Annotated in this window: 18 protein-coding genes; 8 read left to right on the forward strand and 10 right to left on the reverse strand. The window is 47.6% G+C overall.

The window, feature by feature from the left end; translation table 11 throughout:
* Positions 1–12: 12 nt before the first annotated feature.
* Entirely contained in the window at positions 13–486 is a 474-nt protein-coding gene (locus ACYZ97_RS07615) for a MaoC family dehydratase (protein WP_473297886.1), read from the reverse strand.
* 170 nt (positions 487–656) lie between these two features.
* On the opposite strand from ACYZ97_RS07615, the gene ACYZ97_RS07620 reads away from it, so the two are divergent.
* A complete protein-coding gene (locus tag ACYZ97_RS07620) occupies positions 657–1,976 on the forward strand; it encodes an NAD(P)H-dependent oxidoreductase (RefSeq protein ID WP_473297887.1) in 1,320 nt (439 codons plus the stop codon).
* On the opposite strand, the gene ACYZ97_RS07625 is transcribed toward ACYZ97_RS07620, so the two are convergent.
* From ACYZ97_RS07625 to ACYZ97_RS07645, 5 genes are all read right to left on the reverse strand, one after another.
* A complete protein-coding gene (locus ACYZ97_RS07625) occupies positions 1,964–3,184 on the reverse strand; it encodes an NnrS family protein (RefSeq protein WP_473297888.1) in 1,221 nt (406 codons plus the stop codon). The genes ACYZ97_RS07620 and ACYZ97_RS07625 overlap by 13 nt on opposite strands.
* A 25-nt stretch (positions 3,185–3,209) precedes the next feature.
* Positions 3,210–3,779 carry a hypothetical protein gene (locus ACYZ97_RS07630; RefSeq protein ID WP_473297890.1) on the reverse strand — a complete coding sequence of 190 codons (570 nt, stop codon included), beginning with the start codon at positions 3,777–3,779 and terminating at the stop codon, positions 3,210–3,212.
* 65 nt (positions 3,780–3,844) lie between these two features.
* A complete protein-coding gene (locus ACYZ97_RS07635; protein ID WP_473297891.1) occupies positions 3,845–5,245 on the reverse strand; it encodes an NAD(P)(+) transhydrogenase (Re/Si-specific) subunit beta in 1,401 nt (466 codons plus the stop codon).
* Between the two features lie 11 nt (positions 5,246–5,256).
* Positions 5,257–5,667, reverse strand: a complete 411-nt coding sequence (locus ACYZ97_RS07640) for an NAD(P) transhydrogenase subunit alpha part 2 (protein ID WP_473297893.1) — start codon at positions 5,665–5,667, stop codon at positions 5,257–5,259.
* On the reverse strand, positions 5,667–6,950 hold the full coding sequence (locus ACYZ97_RS07645) for a Re/Si-specific NAD(P)(+) transhydrogenase subunit alpha (protein WP_473297895.1): 1,284 nt from the start codon (positions 6,948–6,950) through the stop codon (positions 5,667–5,669). Before ACYZ97_RS07645 ends, ACYZ97_RS07640 begins: the two co-directional genes overlap by 1 nt.
* A 299-nt stretch (positions 6,951–7,249) precedes the next feature.
* Between ACYZ97_RS07645 and ACYZ97_RS07650 the strand changes: the two genes are divergently transcribed.
* A complete protein-coding gene (locus tag ACYZ97_RS07650) occupies positions 7,250–8,029 on the forward strand; it encodes a gamma-glutamyl-gamma-aminobutyrate hydrolase family protein (RefSeq protein WP_473297897.1) in 780 nt (259 codons plus the stop codon).
* A 12-nt stretch (positions 8,030–8,041) separates the two neighbouring features.
* Here ACYZ97_RS07650 and ACYZ97_RS07655 read toward each other — a convergent pair whose 3' ends face one another.
* Positions 8,042–9,061, reverse strand: coding sequence for a LacI family DNA-binding transcriptional regulator (locus ACYZ97_RS07655; protein WP_473297899.1), 1,020 nt, complete (start codon positions 9,059–9,061; stop codon positions 8,042–8,044).
* A 173-nt stretch (positions 9,062–9,234) separates the two neighbouring features.
* On the opposite strand from ACYZ97_RS07655, the gene ACYZ97_RS07660 reads away from it, so the two are divergent.
* From ACYZ97_RS07660 to ACYZ97_RS07670, 3 genes are read left to right on the forward strand one after another with little or no spacing between them, the layout of a single operon-like run.
* Positions 9,235–9,999 carry a creatininase family protein gene (locus tag ACYZ97_RS07660; RefSeq protein WP_473297901.1) on the forward strand — a complete coding sequence of 255 codons (765 nt, stop codon included), beginning with the start codon at positions 9,235–9,237 and terminating at the stop codon, positions 9,997–9,999.
* A gap of 58 nt (positions 10,000–10,057) precedes the next feature.
* On the forward strand, positions 10,058–11,179 hold the full coding sequence (locus ACYZ97_RS07665) for a CobW family GTP-binding protein (RefSeq protein WP_473297903.1): 1,122 nt from the start codon (positions 10,058–10,060) through the stop codon (positions 11,177–11,179).
* Between the two features lie 14 nt (positions 11,180–11,193).
* Entirely contained in the window at positions 11,194–12,165 is a 972-nt protein-coding gene (locus tag ACYZ97_RS07670; protein ID WP_473297904.1) for a WD40 repeat domain-containing protein, read from the forward strand.
* Here ACYZ97_RS07670 and ACYZ97_RS07675 read toward each other — a convergent pair.
* The gene (locus tag ACYZ97_RS07675) at positions 12,155–12,571 is read right to left on the reverse strand and encodes a hypothetical protein (RefSeq protein WP_473297906.1); all 417 of its coding nucleotides are present in this window, start codon (positions 12,569–12,571) and stop codon (positions 12,155–12,157) included. The genes ACYZ97_RS07670 and ACYZ97_RS07675 overlap by 11 nt on opposite strands.
* A 94-nt stretch (positions 12,572–12,665) precedes the next feature.
* Complete coding sequence (locus ACYZ97_RS07680; protein ID WP_473300666.1) at positions 12,666–13,778, reverse strand: alkene reductase; 1,113 nt, start codon at positions 13,776–13,778, stop codon at positions 12,666–12,668.
* 154 nt (positions 13,779–13,932) lie between these two features.
* Here ACYZ97_RS07680 and ACYZ97_RS07685 point away from each other — a divergent pair, with 154 nt between their 5' ends.
* From ACYZ97_RS07685 to ACYZ97_RS07695, 3 genes are all read left to right on the forward strand, one after another.
* Entirely contained in the window at positions 13,933–16,221 is a 2,289-nt protein-coding gene (locus tag ACYZ97_RS07685; protein WP_473297907.1) for a Tex family protein, read from the forward strand.
* Positions 16,218–17,093: a DMT family transporter gene (locus ACYZ97_RS07690; protein WP_473297908.1), complete on the forward strand. Its 876-nt coding sequence runs from the start codon at positions 16,218–16,220 to the stop codon at positions 17,091–17,093. Before ACYZ97_RS07685 ends, ACYZ97_RS07690 begins: the two co-directional genes overlap by 4 nt.
* A 234-nt stretch (positions 17,094–17,327) precedes the next feature.
* Positions 17,328–18,998, forward strand: a complete 1,671-nt coding sequence (locus ACYZ97_RS07695) for a formate--tetrahydrofolate ligase (RefSeq protein WP_473297910.1) — start codon at positions 17,328–17,330, stop codon at positions 18,996–18,998.
* Between the two features lie 50 nt (positions 18,999–19,048).
* Here ACYZ97_RS07695 and ACYZ97_RS07700 read toward each other — a convergent pair whose 3' ends face one another.
* Positions 19,049–22,240 carry an efflux RND transporter permease subunit gene (locus tag ACYZ97_RS07700; protein ID WP_473297912.1) on the reverse strand — a complete coding sequence of 1,064 codons (3,192 nt, stop codon included), beginning with the start codon at positions 22,238–22,240 and terminating at the stop codon, positions 19,049–19,051.
* Positions 22,241–22,254 lie beyond the last annotated feature (14 nt).

Here is a 22,254-nt window from a genome sequence, read left to right on the forward strand (position 1 = left end):
ATATGGGAGAAACTAAGCGTCTTTTGGAGGGACCATGGAAATAATAATCCAATCAGCTTCAAGAGCAGGCTTTTTAATATTTTCAACTTCCAGCGTTACCGCATAATGGAAAACAATCCGCCCCGATGGTCGGATTTCAGCATCCGACAATATAAACCGTGCGCGCACTCTGGCACCGCTTTTTACCGGGCTCATCAAGCGGACTTTATCAAAACCATAATTGATACCCATTGTCGCGCCTTCAAGTTCAGGCAGCGCCTCATAAGCCAATGTTGAAAGAATAGAAAGCGTTAGAAATCCATGGGCAATTGTTCCGCCAAACGGTGTTTCTTTGGCCCTTTCTTCATCCACATGAATCCATTGATGATCATCCGTTGCATCAGCAAACTGGTTGATCATTTCCTGCGTTATAATACGCCATTCTGAAACACCCACTTCCTTACCAACGGATGCCGGAATATCTTCAACGCGAACGGTACGGGCCATATTATTCTCCATTTTTCTTCTTGATACGCTCTTAACCCGTCCAAGATCAAGTGGCATAACAGGATTTAGGCCTATGCTCTCTAAAAGCTGATGAAACAGGGCTTGACCTCGTCAACCAGCTTCAATAGGCCATAAGAACAAGAAATACATAAAGCGATTGAGAGTTGTCCATGACAAGCAATGTCCAATTGACGGGACTGGCCCGCGACCTAAAACAACATGCCGATAAAGGCAAACCTATCCGGATCGGCCTTGTCGGATGCGGCGAAATGGGCACTGATTTTCTTTCCGGTGTCGCACATATGGATGGATTGGAAGTCGCTGTCGTTTCAACCCGCACCCCGTCCCGTGTTTTTGATGCTGCAAAAATTGCCTATGGAGAAGAAGGCCATGCCATAGAGGCGACCACAGCAAGTAGCATGAATGCGGCAATCGAGGCGAGGAAAATTGCTGCCACCGATGATCTTGACCTGATGCTTCAAAACGAACAGATTGATGTTGTGGTCGATGCTACCGGCTATCCCGAAGCCGGCGCCGAAATTGGCTATAAGACGCTGCAAAACAACAAACATCTGATAATGATGAATGTAGAGGCTGACGTCACCATCGGCCCCTATCTGAAAGCTGAAGCCGACAAGAAAGGCCTTATATATACGCTAGGTGCGGGTGATGAACCCTCTTCCTGTATGGAACTCATCGAATTTGTCTCAAGTCTTGGCCACAAAATTGTCTCGGCCGGAAAAGGCAAGAATAATCCACTCGTCTTTGATGCTATCCCAGATGACTACGAGGCAGAGGCAAAACAGCGCGACATGAATGTACGCATGCTGGTTGAATTTATTGATGGCTCTAAAACGATGGTCGAAATGACCGCCATTGCCAATGCCACAGGCCTTGTCCCCGACTGCCCCGGCATGCATGGGCCCAAGGCAGATATTGGAGATTTGAACAAGGTACTGATCCCGCAATCCGATGGCGGCGTACTAACAAAAAGCGGTGTGGTTGATTATTCCATCGGCAAGGGTGTTTCACCGGGCGTTTTTGTCGTTGCCGAAATGCGCCATCCACGGGTGTGGGAACGAATGGAAGATCTAAAGATCGGCAAAGGACCCTATTTTACATTCCATCGCCCCTATCATCTCACAGCCATGGAAGTACCGCTGACCTGCGCACGCGTCATGCTTTATGGCAAACCCGATATGGTGCCGCTGGCGCGTCCGGTTGCAGAAGTCTGTGCGGTTGCCAAAAAAGATTTGAAGACCGGCGAAAAGTTGGACTTCATCGGTCTTTATACCTATCGCGCTTGGGCGATGACGGTTGAGGATGCACAGGCTAACCAAGCCATTCCATGCGGATTATTGGAAGGTGCGACCATCACCGCCCCCATCAAAAAGGGTGAATTGATTACCGCAAAAAATGTTTCCATCAATCAGGATCAATGGATTGCCAAACTGCGTGCAAAGCAGGATAAACTTATCTATGGGGCTTGAGGCGGCACTTTAGGAACACGTGGTTTGGTCAAGATGTTCCAATAAAGCACGACAAAACCCAAAAAAGCCAATGTCCAGCAAGTGCCGGAAAAGTGCAGAAGCGGTATTGAATTATATAAAACGCCACTGACAAAACGACAAACGACGGCAAGCAATAGCAACAAATATAGGCTGGTAACGCCCCAGCCGATCTTTAAAGGACGTCCGGCATGGCCAAGTGAGGCACGGGTCATCACCGCCATAGTCATCATGCCGATACCGCCCGCCATCCAGACATGTTGGGCATAGGAACGTCCACCTTCAAGAATATTGAAATCGGCAAGTGCAATGACAATAAAACCGAGTGGAATGAACAGATAACCAAGATGCAAAACCCAAACAAGCGAGTCGCGTAAAATATGCCAGAACTTCCAGCGTACAAGACGCATCAGGTGGAGTACACCGACTATAAGCGCTATCAAACCAGTTATAAAAATATCGGGAAAGAGAACAAATGAAATCAGTGAAACAGCACTTGCCGCCATCACAATCTGATCAAACCGATTATGCGGTACCGGCATATCGCTGCCATTATGTCTAGCGATCCAATTACGGGTAAAACTTGGAATAATCCGCCCGCCAATAACACAGATCAGCATAATCGCAACGCCAAGTGCCAGACGCGCACCATAGCTATCAGCACCGGCCATACCGTTCAACGCCTCATAATCAAAATGTGCATTGGCTAAAATCAAAAGGCCGATCAGAATAAGGACTTTAAGATTGCGTGTATTTTTTCCCTTGATAATCTCGCGTGCGATCGCGGCAAAAAAAACAAACGGAAAAGCAAGATCAAGAATGAAAATCAATGGCACCGGCAAAAAGGACGAAAGCGCGAAAGCAAACCAGCTTATCAGCCACAAGCAGAAAAAACCAAATAACGACCAGCCGACAATTGGAAAACGCCCTGTCCAGTTTGGCACAGCGGTCATTAGAAAACCGGCAACCACCGCCCATAAATAACTAAATAACATGCTATGAACATGCCAATCCATGGGAGCAACTTTATCGGTCAAGGGCAAGAATACATCCGACCCCATATAAAGCATAATCCAGACTGGCACAGAAAGGGCAGCACATAGAGCACCACCAAGAAAAAACGGGCGATAACCATAGCTTAAAATTGCCGGCCCCTGCCACGTTCTGATCTGCTCTGCCGATGTCGCCATTTCAATCGTCCTTTTCAAAGGCAAATTATACAAAACCCAAATATTGACGAATTTGCGCGGCTTGTGGGTGGTTGTCAATAATATGCCCAGGCAATGTGAATACCGAGTAACTCTCGAAACCAAGACAATAGGCGCCCGATTTCGATCGTCTGCGCATGATAATCGCATCGATGTGGACCATATTGGCAAAGCCATCACGCTCGACAATATACCCCTTTTTACCTAGCCTGATCTTGGCTGGCTTTAATATGGTTGTATTTTGCAACACGATACGATTGCGCCGCTGCATTTGGTAAAAATTAACAAAAACAAAAAGAATAAAATAGATAAGCATGGCCATCAAACCCATTGCATAACCATCTTTTTGACCAGATGCCAGACTGGAAAAAAACAACGGATAAAACCATAGCAAAGCCATCAATGCGCCCATAGATATCCCCAAGGCCAGACGAAGTCTCATATGCTTTGATTTCTTAAAATAAAGTACATTCTGTAAAAGAACTGACGCCTGCATATGATCCTTTAAGTCAAAAGCCGGTACATCAATAACAATAGGATAATCTTTTTCAAGACAAGTTGTATCAAGCAGATGCATCGTTCATTCCCTATGAAAAAAGGCGCTGTTTTCAGCGCCTTTTTATAGTCTCTTCGGCTATCAGGCTAGTCAAGCGATTTAACAATATTCTCTACCATCTTCTTGGCATCGCCAAAAAGCATCATTGTATTATCACGGAAGAACAACTCATTTTCGACACCGGCATAACCTGAGCCCATACCGCGTTTGAGGAACAGAACCGTACCAGCCTTATCGACTTCAAGAATCGGCATACCAAAAATCGGTGAAGCCGGATCACTTTTCGCTGCCGGATTGGTAACATCATTGGCACCAATCACAAAGGCAACATCAGCAGTCGCAAATTCCGAATTGATATCTTCAAGCTCGAACACCTCGTCATAAGGAACGTTGGCTTCAGCCAACAGCACATTCATATGACCCGGCATACGACCAGCTACCGGATGGATCGCATATTTGATTTCAACGCCTTCGGCCTTCAACTTGTCAGCCATTTCACGTAGCGCATGCTGCGCTTGAGCGACAGCCATGCCATAACCCGGCACGATGATCACCTTTTGTGCATTTTTCATGATAAAAGCTGCATCATCTGCTGAACCCTGCTTGACCGGACGCTGTTCAACTTCGCCAGCACTACCGGCTGCTGCGATTTCACCACCAAAGCCACCGAGGATGACTGAAATAAACGAACGGTTCATACCCTTACACATAATGTAGGAAAGAATAGCTCCGGATGAGCCGACCAACGCCCCCGTAATGATCAGAGCCATATTGCCAAGCGTAAAACCGATACCGGCTGCTGCCCACCCCGAATAGGAATTAAGCATGGAAACAACGACCGGCATATCTGCGCCACCAATCGGAATGATCAGCGTCACACCGATGATGAGTGACAGAAGAACAATCAGCCAAAAAACAAAATGGCTTTCACTTGCTACCAGAATGGCAATCAGAATAATGATTGCCGCCCCAAGACCGACATTGATAAAATGGCGCGAAGGCAACATAATCGGCTTACCCGACATACGGCCATCCAATTTCAAAAAGGCAATGATCGAACCGGTAAAAGTTACGGCGCCAATGGCCACACCAATCGCCATTTCAACCAGTGCACGACCATGGATCGAACCGACTTCGCCAATACCGAAACTATGCGGCGAATAAAGCGCGCTGGCAGCTACCATCACAGCAGCCAGACCGACAAGCGAATGGAAAAACGCGACAAGCTGCGGCATGGCTGTCATCGCAATACGGCGTGCCACAACAGCACCGATACCACCACCGATCACAAGACCGGCAATAATCAGCACTAGCCCTCCAAAAGACGGCTTAGCCAAAAGCAGGGTTGTAATGATGGCAATCGCCATGCCGATCATACCATAGGCATTACCCTGACGACTAGTTGTCGGGTGTGACAGACCACGCAAAGCAAGAATGAAAAGAATACCTGAAATCAGATAGAGAAAGGCTGCAAAATTAATACTCATATTCTAACGCCTCACTTCTCTTTTTTCTTATACATGGCAAGCATGCGTTGGGTAACAAGGAAACCGCCAAAAATATTAACGCTGGCCAGCACAAGGGCAATAAATCCGAAAATGCCGGCAGCGCCCGAAGCTGCCAATCCGACAGCCAGAAGAGCACCGACCACAATAACCGATGAAATGGCATTGGTCACCGCCATCAGCGGCGTATGCAATGCGGGTGTCACCGCCCAGACAACATAATAACCGACAAAAATCGATAGAACGAAAATAGCAAGCTGAAAAACAAATGGGTCAATCGCACCACCTGATGCCGCATGGGCCATCTGTGCGACACTCTCGGTCAACTGGCCACCGGCTTCACGTACCGAAATAATTGCCTGATCAAGATTTTCCAGCGCTTTATCTAATGCTTCATTAGCCATTATGCGCTTCCTTTCTTTGCTGTGGTCTTGGTGACCGGCTTCTTGGCAGCCGTCTTTTTAGGTGCTGCTTTTTTCACGGTTTTGGGTTTATCAACCGTCTTTGCTGCTGCCTTTACTGTCGACTTACGCGTTGCTTTTTCAGTCTTTTGAGGTGCTGCAGCAAAAGCGGGATGAACTTGTTTCCCATCCTTGGTCAATAAGGTAGCCTTGACCAGCTCATCATCAAAATTGATTGCCAGCTTTTTCTTTTCCTTATCCGTCAATATATCAAGGAAAGCAAAAAGATTGCGGGCATAAAGTTGCGATGCCGTTGCGGCAATCCGTCCGGCAACATTGGTAAAACCTACAACTTTAACACCTTCAACCTCGACAACCTGATCTGCCACAGAACCTTCGACATTGCCGCCGCGCTCAACCGCCAAATCGACAATAACCGATCCCGGACGCATAGATTTAAGCATATCCTTTGTTACCAGACGCGGTGCCGGACGCCCCGGAATGAGCGCTGTCGTAATAACGATATCCTGTTTGGATATATGGTCCGCTGTCAAAGCAGCTTGTTTGGCCTGATAAGCCTTGGACATTTCCTTGGCATAACCGCCACCGGTTTCCGCAGCCTTGAATTCTTCATCTTCAACCGCAATGAATTTGGCCCCCAACGACGCCACCTGTTCCTTAGCTGCGGGACGCACATCACTAGCCGAAACAGCAGCCCCCAAACGGCGTGCCGTCGCAATAGCCTGAAGACCGGCAACGCCGGCACCCATAACAAAAACCTTGGCAGCGGGCACAGTACCAGCAGCTGTCATCATCATTGGCAAAGCACGGTCATAAACATTTGCTGCATCAATCACCGCCTGATAACCGGCAAGATTGGCCTGTGAAGAAAGCACATCCATTACCTGTGCGCGCGTAATACGTGGCATAAACTCCATGGTAAACGCAGTCAGATTGGCTTTAGCAATGGCATCAATTTCATTTTCATGACCATAAGGGTCAAGCATCGCAATCAACACCGCTCCTTTTTTATAAAGGCCTATCTCGGTTCCTGAAGGACGACGCACTTTCAAGATAATATCGGCTTTTTTGGCATCAGCTGTTGTTACCAGCTTGGCTCCCGCTTGCGTATATTCATCATCATTGATACGTGACAACAAACCGGCACCGCGTTCGACAAGCACATCATAGCCGAGTGCAATCAACTTCTTGACTGTTTCTGGTGACGCGGCAACACGCGTTTCACCTTTCCCCATTTCTTTCCCAACATAGATGATCTCACCCAATTGGTCTCTCCTTTACAATTACACACAAAAATAGCGATACAAATCTTTCATACATGCCAACCAGACATCATCACCAAATGCCCAAGCCGATATCCACCTGACTCACGTGCAAAAATAGCAATAACTATTAAAGCACAAGTCCCCTTTTCCTTTTCCCTCTCCTTGAGATAATATTTTCATAGAAAATGCAACTCTTTCCTAACAATTGACGCCAAAAAAGCCTTTCACGCCAATTGTTTTTTGTAATCTTCATGCTAAAAATCGATCCTCCATCCAGCAATGGATGCAAAAGCTTTTTGATGGAAAAGAAAATGACTTCAGCGATCCAGCCTCTTGTCGCCCTGCCCGCCGATATGGTCTATGACGGTGGTTATGACTGGCATGCAGCCGCCCAACAATATCTTGTCGCCGCAACCGATGTTGCCAAGGTCACACCGATTATTATTCCCTCATTGCATGGCCGCATTGCACTTGATGCTATTCTTGAACATATTGATGGCGTCATCATTACCGGTGCCAAATCCAATGTTCATCCGTCACATTACGGTATGGATGAAAATGAAGATGCAGCTCCTTTTGATCACGCACGTGATGCTTCCTCATTAGCGTTGATCATAGCCGCTATCGAACGTGGTATTCCGCTCATCGCTATTTGCCGTGGTTTTCAGGAACTGAATGTTGCACTGGGGGGTACTCTTGTCCACGGTCTACAGAACATTCCCGGTCGCAATGATCATCGTGCACCGCAAGGCCTGACAATGCCGGAACGTTACACCATCCGCCAACGGGTCGACGTTGCGGCCAATGGCTGCCTTGCTGCCATTGTTGGCTCTGGTGAGCTAATGGTCAATACTGTCCATGAACAGGGCATCGATAAACTTGCACCACGATTAGTCGTTGAAGCCAAAGCTCCTGATGGCACAATCGAATCGGTCAGCGTCAAAAATGCCCCAAGTTTTGCCATGGGCTTCCAGTGGCATCCGGAATATTGGGCCCAAACCGATACGCCGTCACGCCAGATTTTTGAAGCCTTCGGCAAAGCGGTTTATGAACATCAAAACAAACGCCACAAACGCTAAAAAAAAGATATATCAACGTTCTTTGGGCTTACCGGTGGATTGGCGGATATGGAGCTCCGGCTTGATCAGCTCATGCCCATATTCCACTTCCACACCATTAAGAAGATCAAGCAATGCACGTGCGGCGCGCTTCCCCACTTCACGTTGACCGTTCCATACAGTCGTCAGGGCCGGCGTCGCAATAGCCGCCTCTTCCAGATCATCATAACCGGTCACCGATATATCCTCACCCGGCACGAGACCGGCTCGAGCAATACCGTTCATCAGACCGATCGCACAAAGATCGTTGAAACAAACCACTGCGGTTGGCTTATCCTTAAGCGCCAGAAATTGTGGCGCAACTTCAAAGCCGGTCTGTTTTGTTCGCGGCCCCTCAATGCGCCATTCCGTTTTGACTTCCAAACCTGCGCGTTCCATAGCATCACGATAACCTTGATAGCGATCACGCCCCGTCGATGTATAATTGGTGCCGCCAACCATGGCGATACGCTTATGCCCCAAAGATATCAGATGGTTCGTTGCCAACGAGATACCATAAGCATCATCGCCTCTAAACACCGGCGCATCAACACCTTCCACATGGCGCGCAACAAAAACAACAGGTAATCCGTTTTCCTTGGCAAGCTCGATATCACGTTGCGGCGTACCGATCGCTGGGGACATAATCACACCATCAGCCCCAAGCTGGATCAGCGTTTCAAGAAAATTCCGCTGTTTATCGACCTGATCATAATGGTTGGACAAAATAAAGGTTTGACGGGAACGGTCGAGCTCGCTCTCAATAGCACGCAAGATTTCAGCAAAAAACGGGTTCATAATATCATGAACAACAACACCGACAATACCCGAACGCGATGTACGCAGACTAGCCGCACGACGGTTATAGATATAGCCGATCTCACGGGCATAGGTCTTGATCTTGTCACGCGTATCATCTGCCACCAGCGAACTATCCCGCAAGGCCAATGACACAGTCGCGGTTGATACATTCAATGCATCCGCAATGGTAGAAAGTTTAATCTTCTGTGCCACGCTTTTCTCTCGCTCTCGAGCGCCTGCGAGAAACAGAATCCCGCATCATCAAATTCTTTATGGCCAAGCTATGGACGTAGGTCAATATCGGCATTTCAAGATTCTTTTGCCAGATACTTGCCATTCTCGCCTACCCTGTTACACAATAACAACCGTCTTATTGAAGCAGAGCCATGAAATTTGAACCAAAAAAAATTGCCATTCAGCCCCTAGGTGCCCATGAACAGCATGGGCCGCACTTACCCTTTGAAACCGATTCCATTATTGCATCAGGCATAATTGACACTTTTAAAAACAAGATCAGCCCGCATCTGGACATTACATTTTTACCTACCGAAACCATCGGATATTCACCGGAACATTTGTGGAAAAAGGGTTCTAAATCGCTCACCTACCATGAAGCGATTGAACGCTGGATTGATATAGGCCGGCAGTGCCAGGATAATGGCATTGGTAAAATCCTGTTTCTGAATGCCCATGGTGGCAATTCACCATTGCTGACGATTGTAATAACCGAATTACGCATACGCTTTTCGATGCTCGCAGTTGCAACCCACTGGGGACGGTTCGGTCTGCCGGAAGGTCTCATCTCCGAAACAGAAAAAGCCCTTGATATCCATGCAGGTTTTATCGAAACATCCCTCATGCTGGCGCTGGCACCCGAGCATGTCCAGATGGCACAAGCAGAAAACTTTTATAATCAACAAGCCGATTTTATCGAGAAATTCCAGTATCTGCGAGCCTATGGCCCCCATGCATTCGGCTGGCAAATGAATGATCTGAATAATGACGGGGCCGTTGGTAAAGCCGCACAAGCCAATGCACAGGCCGGAAAAGCGATCTTGGCCCATACCAGTGATGGCATTATCGGCCTGCTTGATGATATGGCCGCATTTGACCAAACGATATTCAATCACAAAAATGAAGGTGGCAATTGAAAAACCGATCACCTATATGCCAGACAGTAAATGAAACAGTTTGTTGAAAGGTCATGCCATGAGCGAGACAACTGAAACCGCCATAAAAAAAATTCCCGTCACCGTTCTGACCGGATATCTGGGCGCTGGAAAAACAACCTTGCTCAACCGTATTTTGAGCGAAAACCATGGCAAGCGCTATGCGGTCATTGTCAATGAATTCGGCGAAATCGGCATTGATAATGATCTGATTGTTGAATCGGATGAAGAAATCTATGAAATGAATAATGGCTGCATCTGTTGCACCGTACGCGGTGATCTCATCCGCGTGGTCGAAGGCTTGATGCGCCGCCCGGGCCGGTTTGATGCCATCATTGTCGAAACAACCGGCCTTGCTGATCCTGTGCCGGTTGCCCAGACCTTTTTTATGGATGATGATGTACGCGCCAAAACCCAACTTGATGCCGTCATTGCACTGGTAGATGCCAAACACTTGCCGCTGCGTCTAAAAGACAGCCGCGAAGCAGAAGATCAGATTGCTTTTGCCGATGTTGTGCTACTCAACAAAACCGATCTGGTTAATGCACAAGAACTTGCCAATATCGAAGCAACCATCCGCGCTATCAATCCCAGTGCCGTTATTTACCGCACACAGCGGGCCGAGATCGATCTTAGCAAAATACTCGACCGTGGCGCTTTTGATCTCAGCCGTGCTCTGGAAAACGATCCGCATTTTCTTGATGATGCCCATCACGATGATCACCATCATGATGAAGGCCATGTTTGTGGCCCTGACTGTAATCACGAACATCATAACCATGAACATGATCACCACCATCACGGTGAAGACCATGTATGCGGTCCCGACTGTGACCATCACCACCATGAACATGGCGCAGCAATCCATGATATTACGGTTACATCGGTTTCATTACGCACCGGCGAAGTCAAACCGGAAAAATTCTTTCCTTGGCTACAGAACATCACCCAGACCCAAGGCCCCAATATTCTACGCCTCAAAGGCATTATCGCCTTCAAGGATGATAATGACCGCTATGTTGTACAGGGCGTTCATATGATCATAGAAGGCGATCATCAACGACCATGGAAAGAGGACGAGAAACGCGAAAGCCGACTTGTCTTTATCGGCCGAGAGCTGGATGCGGAGGCCTTGCGCAAAGGCTTCGAGAACTGTGCCTGAGACAAGAGGAAAATATGCCAACCATTGCCCCCTATGCACTTGAGAACCATTGCCTGTTTGCCGGCTTTATAGACAATGAACCGGCTTTTGCTACTGCCGATGGATATGTGCATATTTTTGGTAGCAAACCGCAAAAGATAGAAGTTCATGAAGGGCTCGCATCCTGTACCTTATCACATGACAAACGCTTTTTTTTGACAGGGGGTGAAGACGGCAGGATCTGTCGTATTGGTGCAGACGGAACAAACGAACACCTGTTTGAAAAAAACGGCAAATGGATGACAGCCATTGCGGCCGGCCCGCATAATGCCTATGCTTTCGGCTCATCCCGCACGGCATGGGCCGATAGTGGCGACGGAATAAAAGAATTCTCCCATGAGCGCAGCGTTGAAGGGCTAGCCTTTGCCCCGAAAGGACTGCGTCTTGCCGTAGCGCGCTATAATGGAGTTACGTTGCATTGGCTCAATAGCGATGCCAAGCCCACTGAGCTGGAATGGAAAGGAGCCCATCACATGGTGACATTTTCACCTGATGGGCGCTATGTCATTTCCAGCATGCAGGAAAATGCCCTGCATGGCTGGCGAATTGCAGATAACCAGCATTTGCGCATGAGCGGCTATCCAGTGAAGGTCAAAAGCTGGTCATGGTCGCCAAAAGGTAAATGGTTGGCCACATCAGGCGCTATGGCTGCCATTGTATGGCCTTTCCAGTCCAAGGATGGCCCCATGGGCAAGGCACCGCTGGAACTGGGGACACGTGCAAATAACCTTGTTACATGTGTCGCCTGCCATCCAGAAGAAGATATGGTCGCGGCCGGTTTTGATGACGGCATGATCTTGTTTATCCGCTTTGGTGATGCCAAAGAAGTCCTACTGCGCCGTCCCGGCAAAGGAGCCATTACCAGCATGAACTGGGATACATCTGGTCACCGGCTGGCTTTCGGCTCAACGGAAGGCGATGCCGGTTTGATCGATATTACAGCGTAATAGAAATATCCGCAGCCTTACGATTGCCGTGAATATAGATCATGCCAAGCAAGGCAGCTGCCGAAAATAATGTCGGTGTATAATGCGACGCAAGATGGAAATGGATAAACGGTTGCACCAAGAACAATATCCATGTCAGGGCAGAAACTGCAATTGCATAAATCCCAAGACCGATATTCATGATCTTAACCGACCGTATAGATGATCTGATAAAACAGGCAACCATCATCATAGTAGGAACAAGCCCTACCAGAAATATACCGGGGCGATGGATGATAAAACGCCCAACCAGATTATCGCCTCTCAAAAACAGATAGAATTCATAAAAAGGCAATACTGTCATGAGCAAAAAAATCATGAAAGTGAAGTAGATGTGCCCCTTATCATTTCGTTTATAACGCATCATGCCTACTCCATTGACTATCTATGGCATAAGCATAACAATAAAATGAACGCTGTTCAACATAAACATGAACAACATTCACCCTTCTTGTTGTCGGTTACAAAAACGAATAGTCCGTATAACCCTTTTCACCACCGCCATAGAAAGTCGATGGATCACCCTCGTTCAATGCCGCATTTTCTTTAATCCGACGAACGAGGTCGGGATTGGCAATAAAAGGACGGCCGAAAGAAACAAGATCGGCGTAGCCCGATTGCACTGCATCTTCAGCCATCGCACGATCATAACCATTATTAACCATCCATGCAGCCTTGCCACCAGCATCAAGATAGACCTGTTTAAAGCGCTTATAATCAAAGGAATAAGAAACCTCCTGATAAGAGCGATCCCCACCCGTTGCACCTTCAATAACGTGGATAAAGGCAAGATCATAAGCAGCCAAAGCATCAACTACATAATCAAAAAGCGGTTGAGGATCATGATCATGCGCATCATTGGATGGTGTCACAGGCGACAGGCGGATGGCCGTATGCTCTGCACCGATCTCGGCAATCACGGCTTCTACTACTTCAAACAGAAAACGAGCTCGATTTTCAATAGAGCCCCCATAATCATCATCACGCTGATTGGAATCTGAGCGTAAAAACTGGTCAATGAGGTAGCCATTAGCTGCATGAATTTCGACACCATCAAAACCGGCCTCTTTAACAGCACGTCTGGCAGCCTTGGCAAAGTCGTCAACAATTTTTGGCAATTCGGATTTTTCCAATGCACGCGGCATAGATGTTTCAACAAAGCTACCGTGACCATTCTCGTCATAAATATAGATTTTTGTTTTGGCCTGAATAGCTGAAGGGGCGACAGGAGCAGCACCGTCCGGCTGCAGACTGGTATGTGATACACGCCCGACATGCCATATCTGGGCATATATCTTTCCACCTTTTTGATGCACTTCATCCGTAACTTTACGCCATCCCTTGATCTGCTCGTCACTATAAAGACCGGGAACATCGGCATAACCTTGTGCCTGATGGCTAATAGCAACAGCCTCGGTTATGATAAGACCTGCCGTCGCACGTTGTCCGTAATAGGTTGCTGTTATCGGTTGTGGCACCGCTTTGGGTGAGCGGTTTCTAGTCATCGGTGCCATAGCGATACGGTTTGAAACTTCAATTGCACCGACTTTCAGTTTATCAAACAAACAGGACATCATTTCCTCTTTCATCATTTCTCATATGAATACACATAGGAAGCAGACGGCACTTTAATAAGAGCAGATTTTTAAATTCTGTGTGAAATCTGCATTTTTGTTGCTTCAAGCTGCCGAACAGCTAAATTCCGCCTAACTGGTAAAGGGTATCGGAATGACAAAAACAATAGCAGAGCTTATCGCTGGCGACATCAATGCCAAACCGGCACAAGTATTGGCAACCATTACTTTAATTGATGAAGGGGCAACTATTCCTTTTATCGCCCGCTACCGCAAAGAAGTAACGGGCGGACTTGACGATACCCAACTGCGCTTGCTTGATGAACGTCTGGCCTATCTGCGTGAACTCGAGGCCCGGCGAAAAACCATTCTTGATTCGATCCGCGAACAGGGAAAACTAACCGCAGAGCTGGAAAGCGCTATTGGCCGTGTAACAACCAAGGCTGAACTAGAAGATATCTACCTGCCCTATAAACCCAAACGTCGGACAAAAGCACAGATTGCACGGGAAAACGGCCTCCAGCCTTTGGCTGATGCCATCATGGAAAACCGCAGTCTTGATCCTGAAAAAGAAGCCCTGAATTATCTTAATGAACAGATTGTCGACACCAAAAGCGCGCTGAGCGGCGTGCGGGATATCATTGCAGAACAAATGAGTGAAAATGCCGAGCTGATCGGCCGTTTGCGTGATCATATGCATGCTCATGCCTTCATTCATGCCAAGGTGATTGATGGAAAAGAACAAGAGGGTGCCAAATTTTCCGATTATTTCGATCACCGCGAGAAATGGTCGAGCGTCCCCAGCCATCGTGCCTTGGCTATGCTACGCGGACGTAACGAGAATATTCTCAGCCTTGATATTGAAGTTGATGAAGCAGAAACAGCTTTTGAAAAGCCCGTTTTTCATCTTATTGTCAATTACTATGCCATCGGCAAGACCTTACCCGGCGACCTTTATTTGCGTGATGTTGCACTATGGGCATGGCGAGTCAAACTATCACTCCATCTAAGCCTTGATCTGATGCGCGATATGCGTGAACGTGCCGATGAGGAGGCTATACGTGTTTTCCAACGCAATCTCAAAGACCTGCTTCTGGCCGCACCGGCCGGTTATAAAACAACAATAGGGCTTGATCCGGGTATCCGCACAGGCGTCAAGGTTGCGGTTATCGACCAAACCGGCCGCTTGCTGGACACATCAACAATCTATCCTTTCCAGCCTCGAAACGATATTGCCGGATCGCTGGCCACTCTGGCCAATCTGATTACACGTCATCAGGTACAGCTGATTGCTATCGGCAACGGGACGGCAAGCCGAGAGACAGAACGCCTTGTGGCCGAGCTGCTTGAAAAATTGCCCTCCCCCAAACCGGTCAAGGTTATTGTATCCGAAGCCGGTGCATCGGTCTATTCGGCTTCATCGCTAGCTGCAGCCGAATTTCCCGATCTGGATGTTTCATTGCGCGGTGCTGTCTCTATTGCACGGCGTCTACAGGATCCATTGGCCGAACTGGTCAAAATCGAGCCTAAATCCATCGGTGTCGGGCAATATCAGCACGATGTCGACCAATTCCAACTTGCACGCGCACTCGATGGCGTTGTCGAAGATGCCGTCAATGCTGTCGGCGTTGATCTCAATACCGCATCGGCTGCTCTTCTAGCGCATATATCAGGCCTCAGTCAAACATTGGCTGAAGCCATTGTCAGCCATCGCAACGAAAACGGTCCGTTTAAAAACCGCCAACAACTGAAAAAGGTTACACGGCTTGGCGAGAAAACCTTTGAACAGGCTGCCGGGTTTTTACGTATCCGTGATGGTGATGAACCGCTAGATGCCTCCTCGGTCCATCCTGAAGCCTATGGTGTTGCAAAAGAAATCATCAAAGCCTGCGGACGTGATTTACGTGATTTGATGGGGGACAGTGCCAAACTCAAAACGATTGATCCACGCCAATTTATCAATGACGACTTTGGTCTGCCGACGATCAAGGATATTCTAGCCGAATTGGAAAAACCCGGTCGCGACCCACGTCCCGAATTCAAAACCGCCACTTTTGCCGATGGTATTGATGACATCAAGGACTTGAAACCCGGCATGAAACTGGAAGGAACAGTAACCAATGTTGCCGCCTTCGGCGCCTTTGTCGATATCGGTGTCCATCAGGATGGCCTGGTCCATATATCCCAACTTGCCGACCGCTATGTTTCTGATCCCCATGATATCGTCAAAGCAGGTATGATTGTCAGTGTGACGGTGATGGAAGTCGATGTTGCCCGCAAGCGCATTTCACTTTCCATGAAAAAAGACCCGTCAAAAGCGGATCCTATATCCAAAGAACATCATACTGGCACAAATCGACATATCCCAGCGAAAACAGCTCCCAAAGCCGCCGCGACTCATAATCCATTCGCCGAAGCTTTTGCCCGTAAGAGTCGACAATGACCAATTCATCGCGCTGGCTTGATTATCTTAAATTACATTTTGCCATCTTTATGTGGGGTGCGGCAGGTGTCAGTTCCAAATTGATGAGCCTATCGGCAGCAGCCATTGTATTCTATCGTTCACTAATTGCCGCTCTGATACTGATTTTAATTACCACCCTGTTTTATCAAAAAGACAAGGTAAACTGGCGTGAACGCATCCACATTATGGCAAGCGGCGCTTTACTCGGACTGGCATGGTTCTGCTTCTTCCAGTCCATTCTCCTTTCCACCGTATCCATCGGTGTTGTCTCGCTGGCCATAGCCCCTATTTTTATCGTATTCATAGAACCTTTCATCCAGAAAAGCCGGTTTCAGCCAACCCAATTCATGCTCAGTTTTATTTCGCTTATCGGCGTCCTTATCATGTTCGGCTTTGAAACCCGCTATATGACAGGATTACTGGTCGGCCTACTCGCCGCCTTTCTCGATGCCTGCTACACCATCGCCACAGCACGTCTTGGTTCGAACCTTAAAATTATCCATGTCTCCCGCGACCAGATGATCGGAGCCGCCCTTGTTATCGCGTTGATTTTTATATTACGTGAAGGCAATGTTGGCTGGTTGGCCATGCATGGCCTAAATGATATTCTTGGCGTGCTATTCTTGGGTATTTTATGTTCGGCACTTGCCATGAGCCTTTATGTCGAAGCCATCAAGAATTTAAGTGGTTTTACAGCGGCTCTCTCGCTTAATCTTGAAGCCCTCTATGGCATTATGCTGGCCTTGATACTGTTTGGGCAAAAGGAAGTATTATCACCCGGTTTCTATATCGGCGCGGTCCTCTTGCTTTGCGGTGTCGTTATGGATGGCTGGCTTAAAAGTAGAAAATAGAAAGAAAACAGCAGCCAATTCTGCTGATTGCAATATATCAGACGGGCAAACACAAGCATCATATCATCATTCAATCGCACCATAATGTATCAATTCACCCATAAGCTACAGACCCTGAATATTTGTATCCCCACTGTAACAATAGACAACCGGAATTCGAATAGCCGTCTTGAACATGCCTGCAATTGGCTTATGATCAAACAATAAGCACGCACCATTCATCAAGGGGAAACCATGCTTACCGATATCGAAATTGCTCGTAATGCCAACAAAAAGCCTATCCGCGACATTGGAGACAAGCTTGGTATCCATTATGACGATCTTATTCCCTATGGCCACGACAAGGCTAAGATCAATCGCCACTTCATCGAAAAAATAGCCACCAACAAAAATGGCCATCTTGTGCTGGTTACCGCTATCAATCCGACACCGGCAGGAGAAGGCAAAACCACAATGACAATCGGCCTGCATGATGCATTATGCCGGATTGGAAAAAACTCTCTTGCCGCCATTCGTGAAGCATCTTTAGGACCATGCTTCGGCTCCAAAGGTGGCGCGGCCGGTGGCGGCTATGCCCAAGTCATTCCTATGGACGACATGAACCTGCATTTTACCGGTGACTTCCATGCCATTACCAGCGCACATAATCTGCTGGCGGCCATGATCGACAACCATATCTATTGGGGCAATAAACTGGATATAGACACGCGGCGGATAAGCTGGCGGCGTGTCCTTGATATGAATGATCGGGCACTGCGTGACATTGTCTTGTCGCTAGGTGGTGTCACCAACGGTTTTCCACGTCAGGGTGGTTTTGATATAACTGTTGCTTCCGAAGTTATGGCTATTTTATGCCTTGCCGAAAATCTTGACGACCTTACACAACGTTTAAGCCGTATCATTATTGGTTACACACGGGATAAAAAACCGGTCACCGCAGGTGATCTCAAAGCCGAAGGCGCTATGAGCGCATTGCTGAAAGATGCAATTCTACCCAATCTTGTCCAGACATTGGAAAATAATCCTGTCATTGTTCATGGTGGTCCTTTTGCCAATATTGCCCATGGCTGCAATTCGGTAATTGCCACCAAAACAGCATTGAAACTCGCGGACTACGTCATAACAGAAGCGGGTTTCGGGGCCGACCTTGGTGCCGAAAAGTTCTACGACATCAAATGCCGAAAGGCGGGTTTGACCCCATCGGCCTGCGTTATTGTTGCAACAATCCGCGCCCTGAAAATGAATGGCGGGATCAAACGTGAAAACCTTGACCATGAAAATATCGACGCCTTGCGACAAGGTGCAGCCAATTTATTACGCCATATCGACAATATGAAACAATATGGCGTGCCGGTTATTGTCGGCGTCAATCAATTTGCCAGCGACACGAAAGCCGAAATCGAAGTCCTGCAACAGATTGTAGCCCGAACAGGCCATGAAGCCGTTCTATGCCGCCACTTCAATGAAGGTTCAAAAGGAACGGAAGAACTGGCTAAAAAACTTGTAACCATGATCGATCAGAAACCATCACGGTTTACCCCCCTTTATCCGGATAAAATGTCACTGGCCGACAAGATCAATACGGTAGTTCAAAAAGTCTATCATGGCCGTGAAGCCATTATTGATCCCCATATTGCCACTCAACTTCATGACTGGGAAGAATCCGGCTATGGAGAGCTACCTATCTGTATGGCCAAAACACAATATTCGTTTTCAACCAATCCGGATCTGCTGGGCGCACCGGAAAATTTCGACGTACCGGTACGCGAAGTCCGCCTTTCAGCCGGTGCAGGCTTTATCGTTGTCATATGCGGCCAGATCATGACCATGCCGGGACTGCCAAGCCAGCCCAATGCACAAAAAATCCATCTCGATGCAAAGGGCAATATTGAAGGCCTATCATAAATAAAGTTCAATCATACAAAAAAGCCCCGCTTAAGCAGGGCTTTTTATATTTAAGCATGTTTCACGGTCTTGCCTTTTACAGGAGAAGATTGATGCGGCGGTTCAGGATCAGTCCCGCCACCATCTTGTGGCGGTACATCTCCGCCTTTTGGCTTCTGATCCTTATAGGCGATCAGACGATAGAACATGGGAATAAAGAAAGTAGCAATACATGTTGCCGCCAACATACCGCCGATCACGCCCGTACCAATTGCATGGCGACTTGCCGAACCGGCACCTGTAGAGGTTGCCAGTGGCAAAACACCAAGAATAAAGGCCAACGAGGTCATAATAATCGGACGGAACCGCAGACGTGCTGCTGAAATAGCCGCATCAATCGCAGACTTTCCACTTTCCCGTTCAATCACGGCAAATTCGACAATGAGAATTGCGTTTTTCGCCGCCAACCCCACCAAAGCAACAAGACCAATCTGGAAATAGACGTCATTTGTCAAACCACGGATCCATGTCAATGCCAACGCGCCGGTAATAGCAAATGGAACAGCCGTAATAACAGCCAAGGGTAGACTCCAACGTTCATATTGTGCCGCGAGAATCAAGAACACCATGATAATACCAAATATCATCGCCGTAGAACCGGCACTACCTGACACAACTTCCTGATAGGCCGACCCTGTCCAAGCAATCTGATAGGTATTTGGCAAAACTTGAGTGGCCAATTCTCTCATCGCATTGATTGCCTGACCTGACGAATATCCGGGCGCTGGATTACCCCTAATTTTGGTTGCATAAAATGCATTGAACCGCTCAAGCTGGTCAGAACCAGTTTTACGTTGGACAGTAGCCAGCGCATTTAATGGTATCATCTGGCCTGAATTCGAGCGTACAAAAATATGCTTGATATCAGTCGCTGTTTTTCGGAATTCTCCTTCCGCTTGCACCTTGACCTGATAGTTACGACCGTAAAGCGTAAAATCATTGATATAAATATTGCCAAAGGTCGCCGAAAGCGCATCATAAATTGTATTGATCGGCACATCCATGGCACGCGCCTTCACACGGTCAATCTGGAAATCATAATTCGGCACATTCGGATCAAATGTTGTTTGCACATCAGCCAACTCTGAACGCTTATTAGCCGCAGTCACCAACTTCTGTGTCATCTCATACAGATCATCAATAGAACCACCGCTACGATCCTGAAGATAGCCTTCAAAGCCACCCGTCGTTGACAGGCCGATAATAGGCGGCGGATTAAACGCCATCGTCACACCATCTTTAATACCCATCATCATACCCATAACGGTCGGTGCTACAGCACGTGTATCCTGAGCTGGATCTTTACGTTCTTCCCAATCCTTGAAAATTACGAACATCGCACCAGAACTGGTTTTAAGACCACCGGAAAGCAAGTCATAACCGGAAATTTCCGCTACATCCTGAACTGCCGGATTTTTGCGCAATATCTTGGAAGCCTGATCAATAACCTCGGTTGTACGTTCTAGTGATGAGGACGCCGGCAAGAATGAGACGGCCAAAATATACCCTTGGTCCTCTTCAGGAACGAGAGAACCAGGTAGTTTCTCAAATAGAAACAGGGCAAGAAGACAAACCGCTACGAAAACTCCAAGCCCGACCCATACTTTATGGACAAAGAATGAGACGCCCGAAACATAAGTATCTGTGACCTTGTCAAAAAAGCTATTAAATACCTTAAATATCTTCCATGGTTCTTTATGCGTAGGCTCAAGAAGAAGAGCACAAAGAGCCGGTGTCAAGGTCAAGGCCACAATACCGGACAACACAACCGACATCGCGATAGTAACAGCAAACTGCTGATACATAACACCCGCCATACCGCCCATGAAAGACACCGGTATGAACACAGCGCAAAGAACCAGCACGATAGCAACAACAGGCCCCGTCACCTCGCTCATTGATTTCACAGCCGCATCATGCGGATTAAGGCCCTCTTCCTGCATCAGGCGTTCGACGTTTTCCAACACAACAATCGCGTCATCAACCACAATACCAATCGCAAGAACCAGACCGAAAAGCGTCAGCATATTAATCGAAAAACCGAGGACATACATCCCTGCAAATGTACCAATAATCGAGATCGGCACAGCGATGATCGGGATCAGTGTCGCACGCCAGTTTTGCAGAAACAAAAAGACAACCGCAATCACCAGCAAAATAGCTTCAATAAAAGTATGGATTACTTCGTCGACAGAAACCTGAATGAACTTTGTCGTATCATAAGGCACAGAATAATCAATGCCAGATGGAAAAGAAGCTTTCAGTTCTTCCATACGTGTTTTAATCGCCTCCATCGTCGCCAAAGCATTGGCACCCGGTTGCAAGAAGATCAAAATCGGCACCATCGGATTGCCATTCAATTTTGAATCAACAAAATATTGCTGGGTACCAAGCTCAATACGCGCCACATCACTCAAACGCAGAGAAGCGCCATTCGGATCTGATCGCAATATAATATTGCCAAATTCTTCCGGCGTCACCAGACGGCCTTGCGTCGTCGCCGAATAAGTGAAAGCACCGCTAATATCTGGCTCGTCGCCAATACGACCAACCGAATATTGCGAATTTTGCTCATTGACGGCATTAATCACATCGGTTGGTGTCAAGGAATATTGCGCCAACTTATCAGGGCGCAACCAGATACGCATGGAATAGTCCTTATTACCAAGTATCTGTGCATCACCAACGCCCTGAATACGTTTAAGATCATCAATGACATTTAACAATGCATAGTTGGCAACATATGTCGCATCATAAGTACCGCCGACGGCCTGCATGGCAACCATCCCCAAAATGGATGACGATCGCTTGTCCGTTGTGACACCAAGTCGCTGCACTTCTTGCGGCAGTTTGGTCATAGCACGCTGCACACGGTTATTCACATTGATCGTATTTTGATCCGGATCCGTGCCTTGTGCAAAAGTCACCGTCAAACGCATTGTCCCTTGCGCATTATTGACCGACTGCATGTAGAGCATATCCTGCACGCCGTTAATTTGCTGCTCAAGCGGAACAGCCACAGTCTGCGCCACTGTTTCTGCGCTCGCTCCAGGATACTGGGCAGAAACAACAACTTCCGGCGGCAAAAGATCTGGATATTGGGCAATCGGCAATATCCGAATGCACATAACGCCTGCAAGCACAATCACAATAGAAATAACCGATGCGAAAACCGGCCGGTTGATAAAGAAACTATAATTCATTGAGCGTGCTCCGC

The sequence above is a fragment of the Bartonella sp. bp_1 genome (genome assembly GCF_055808085.1).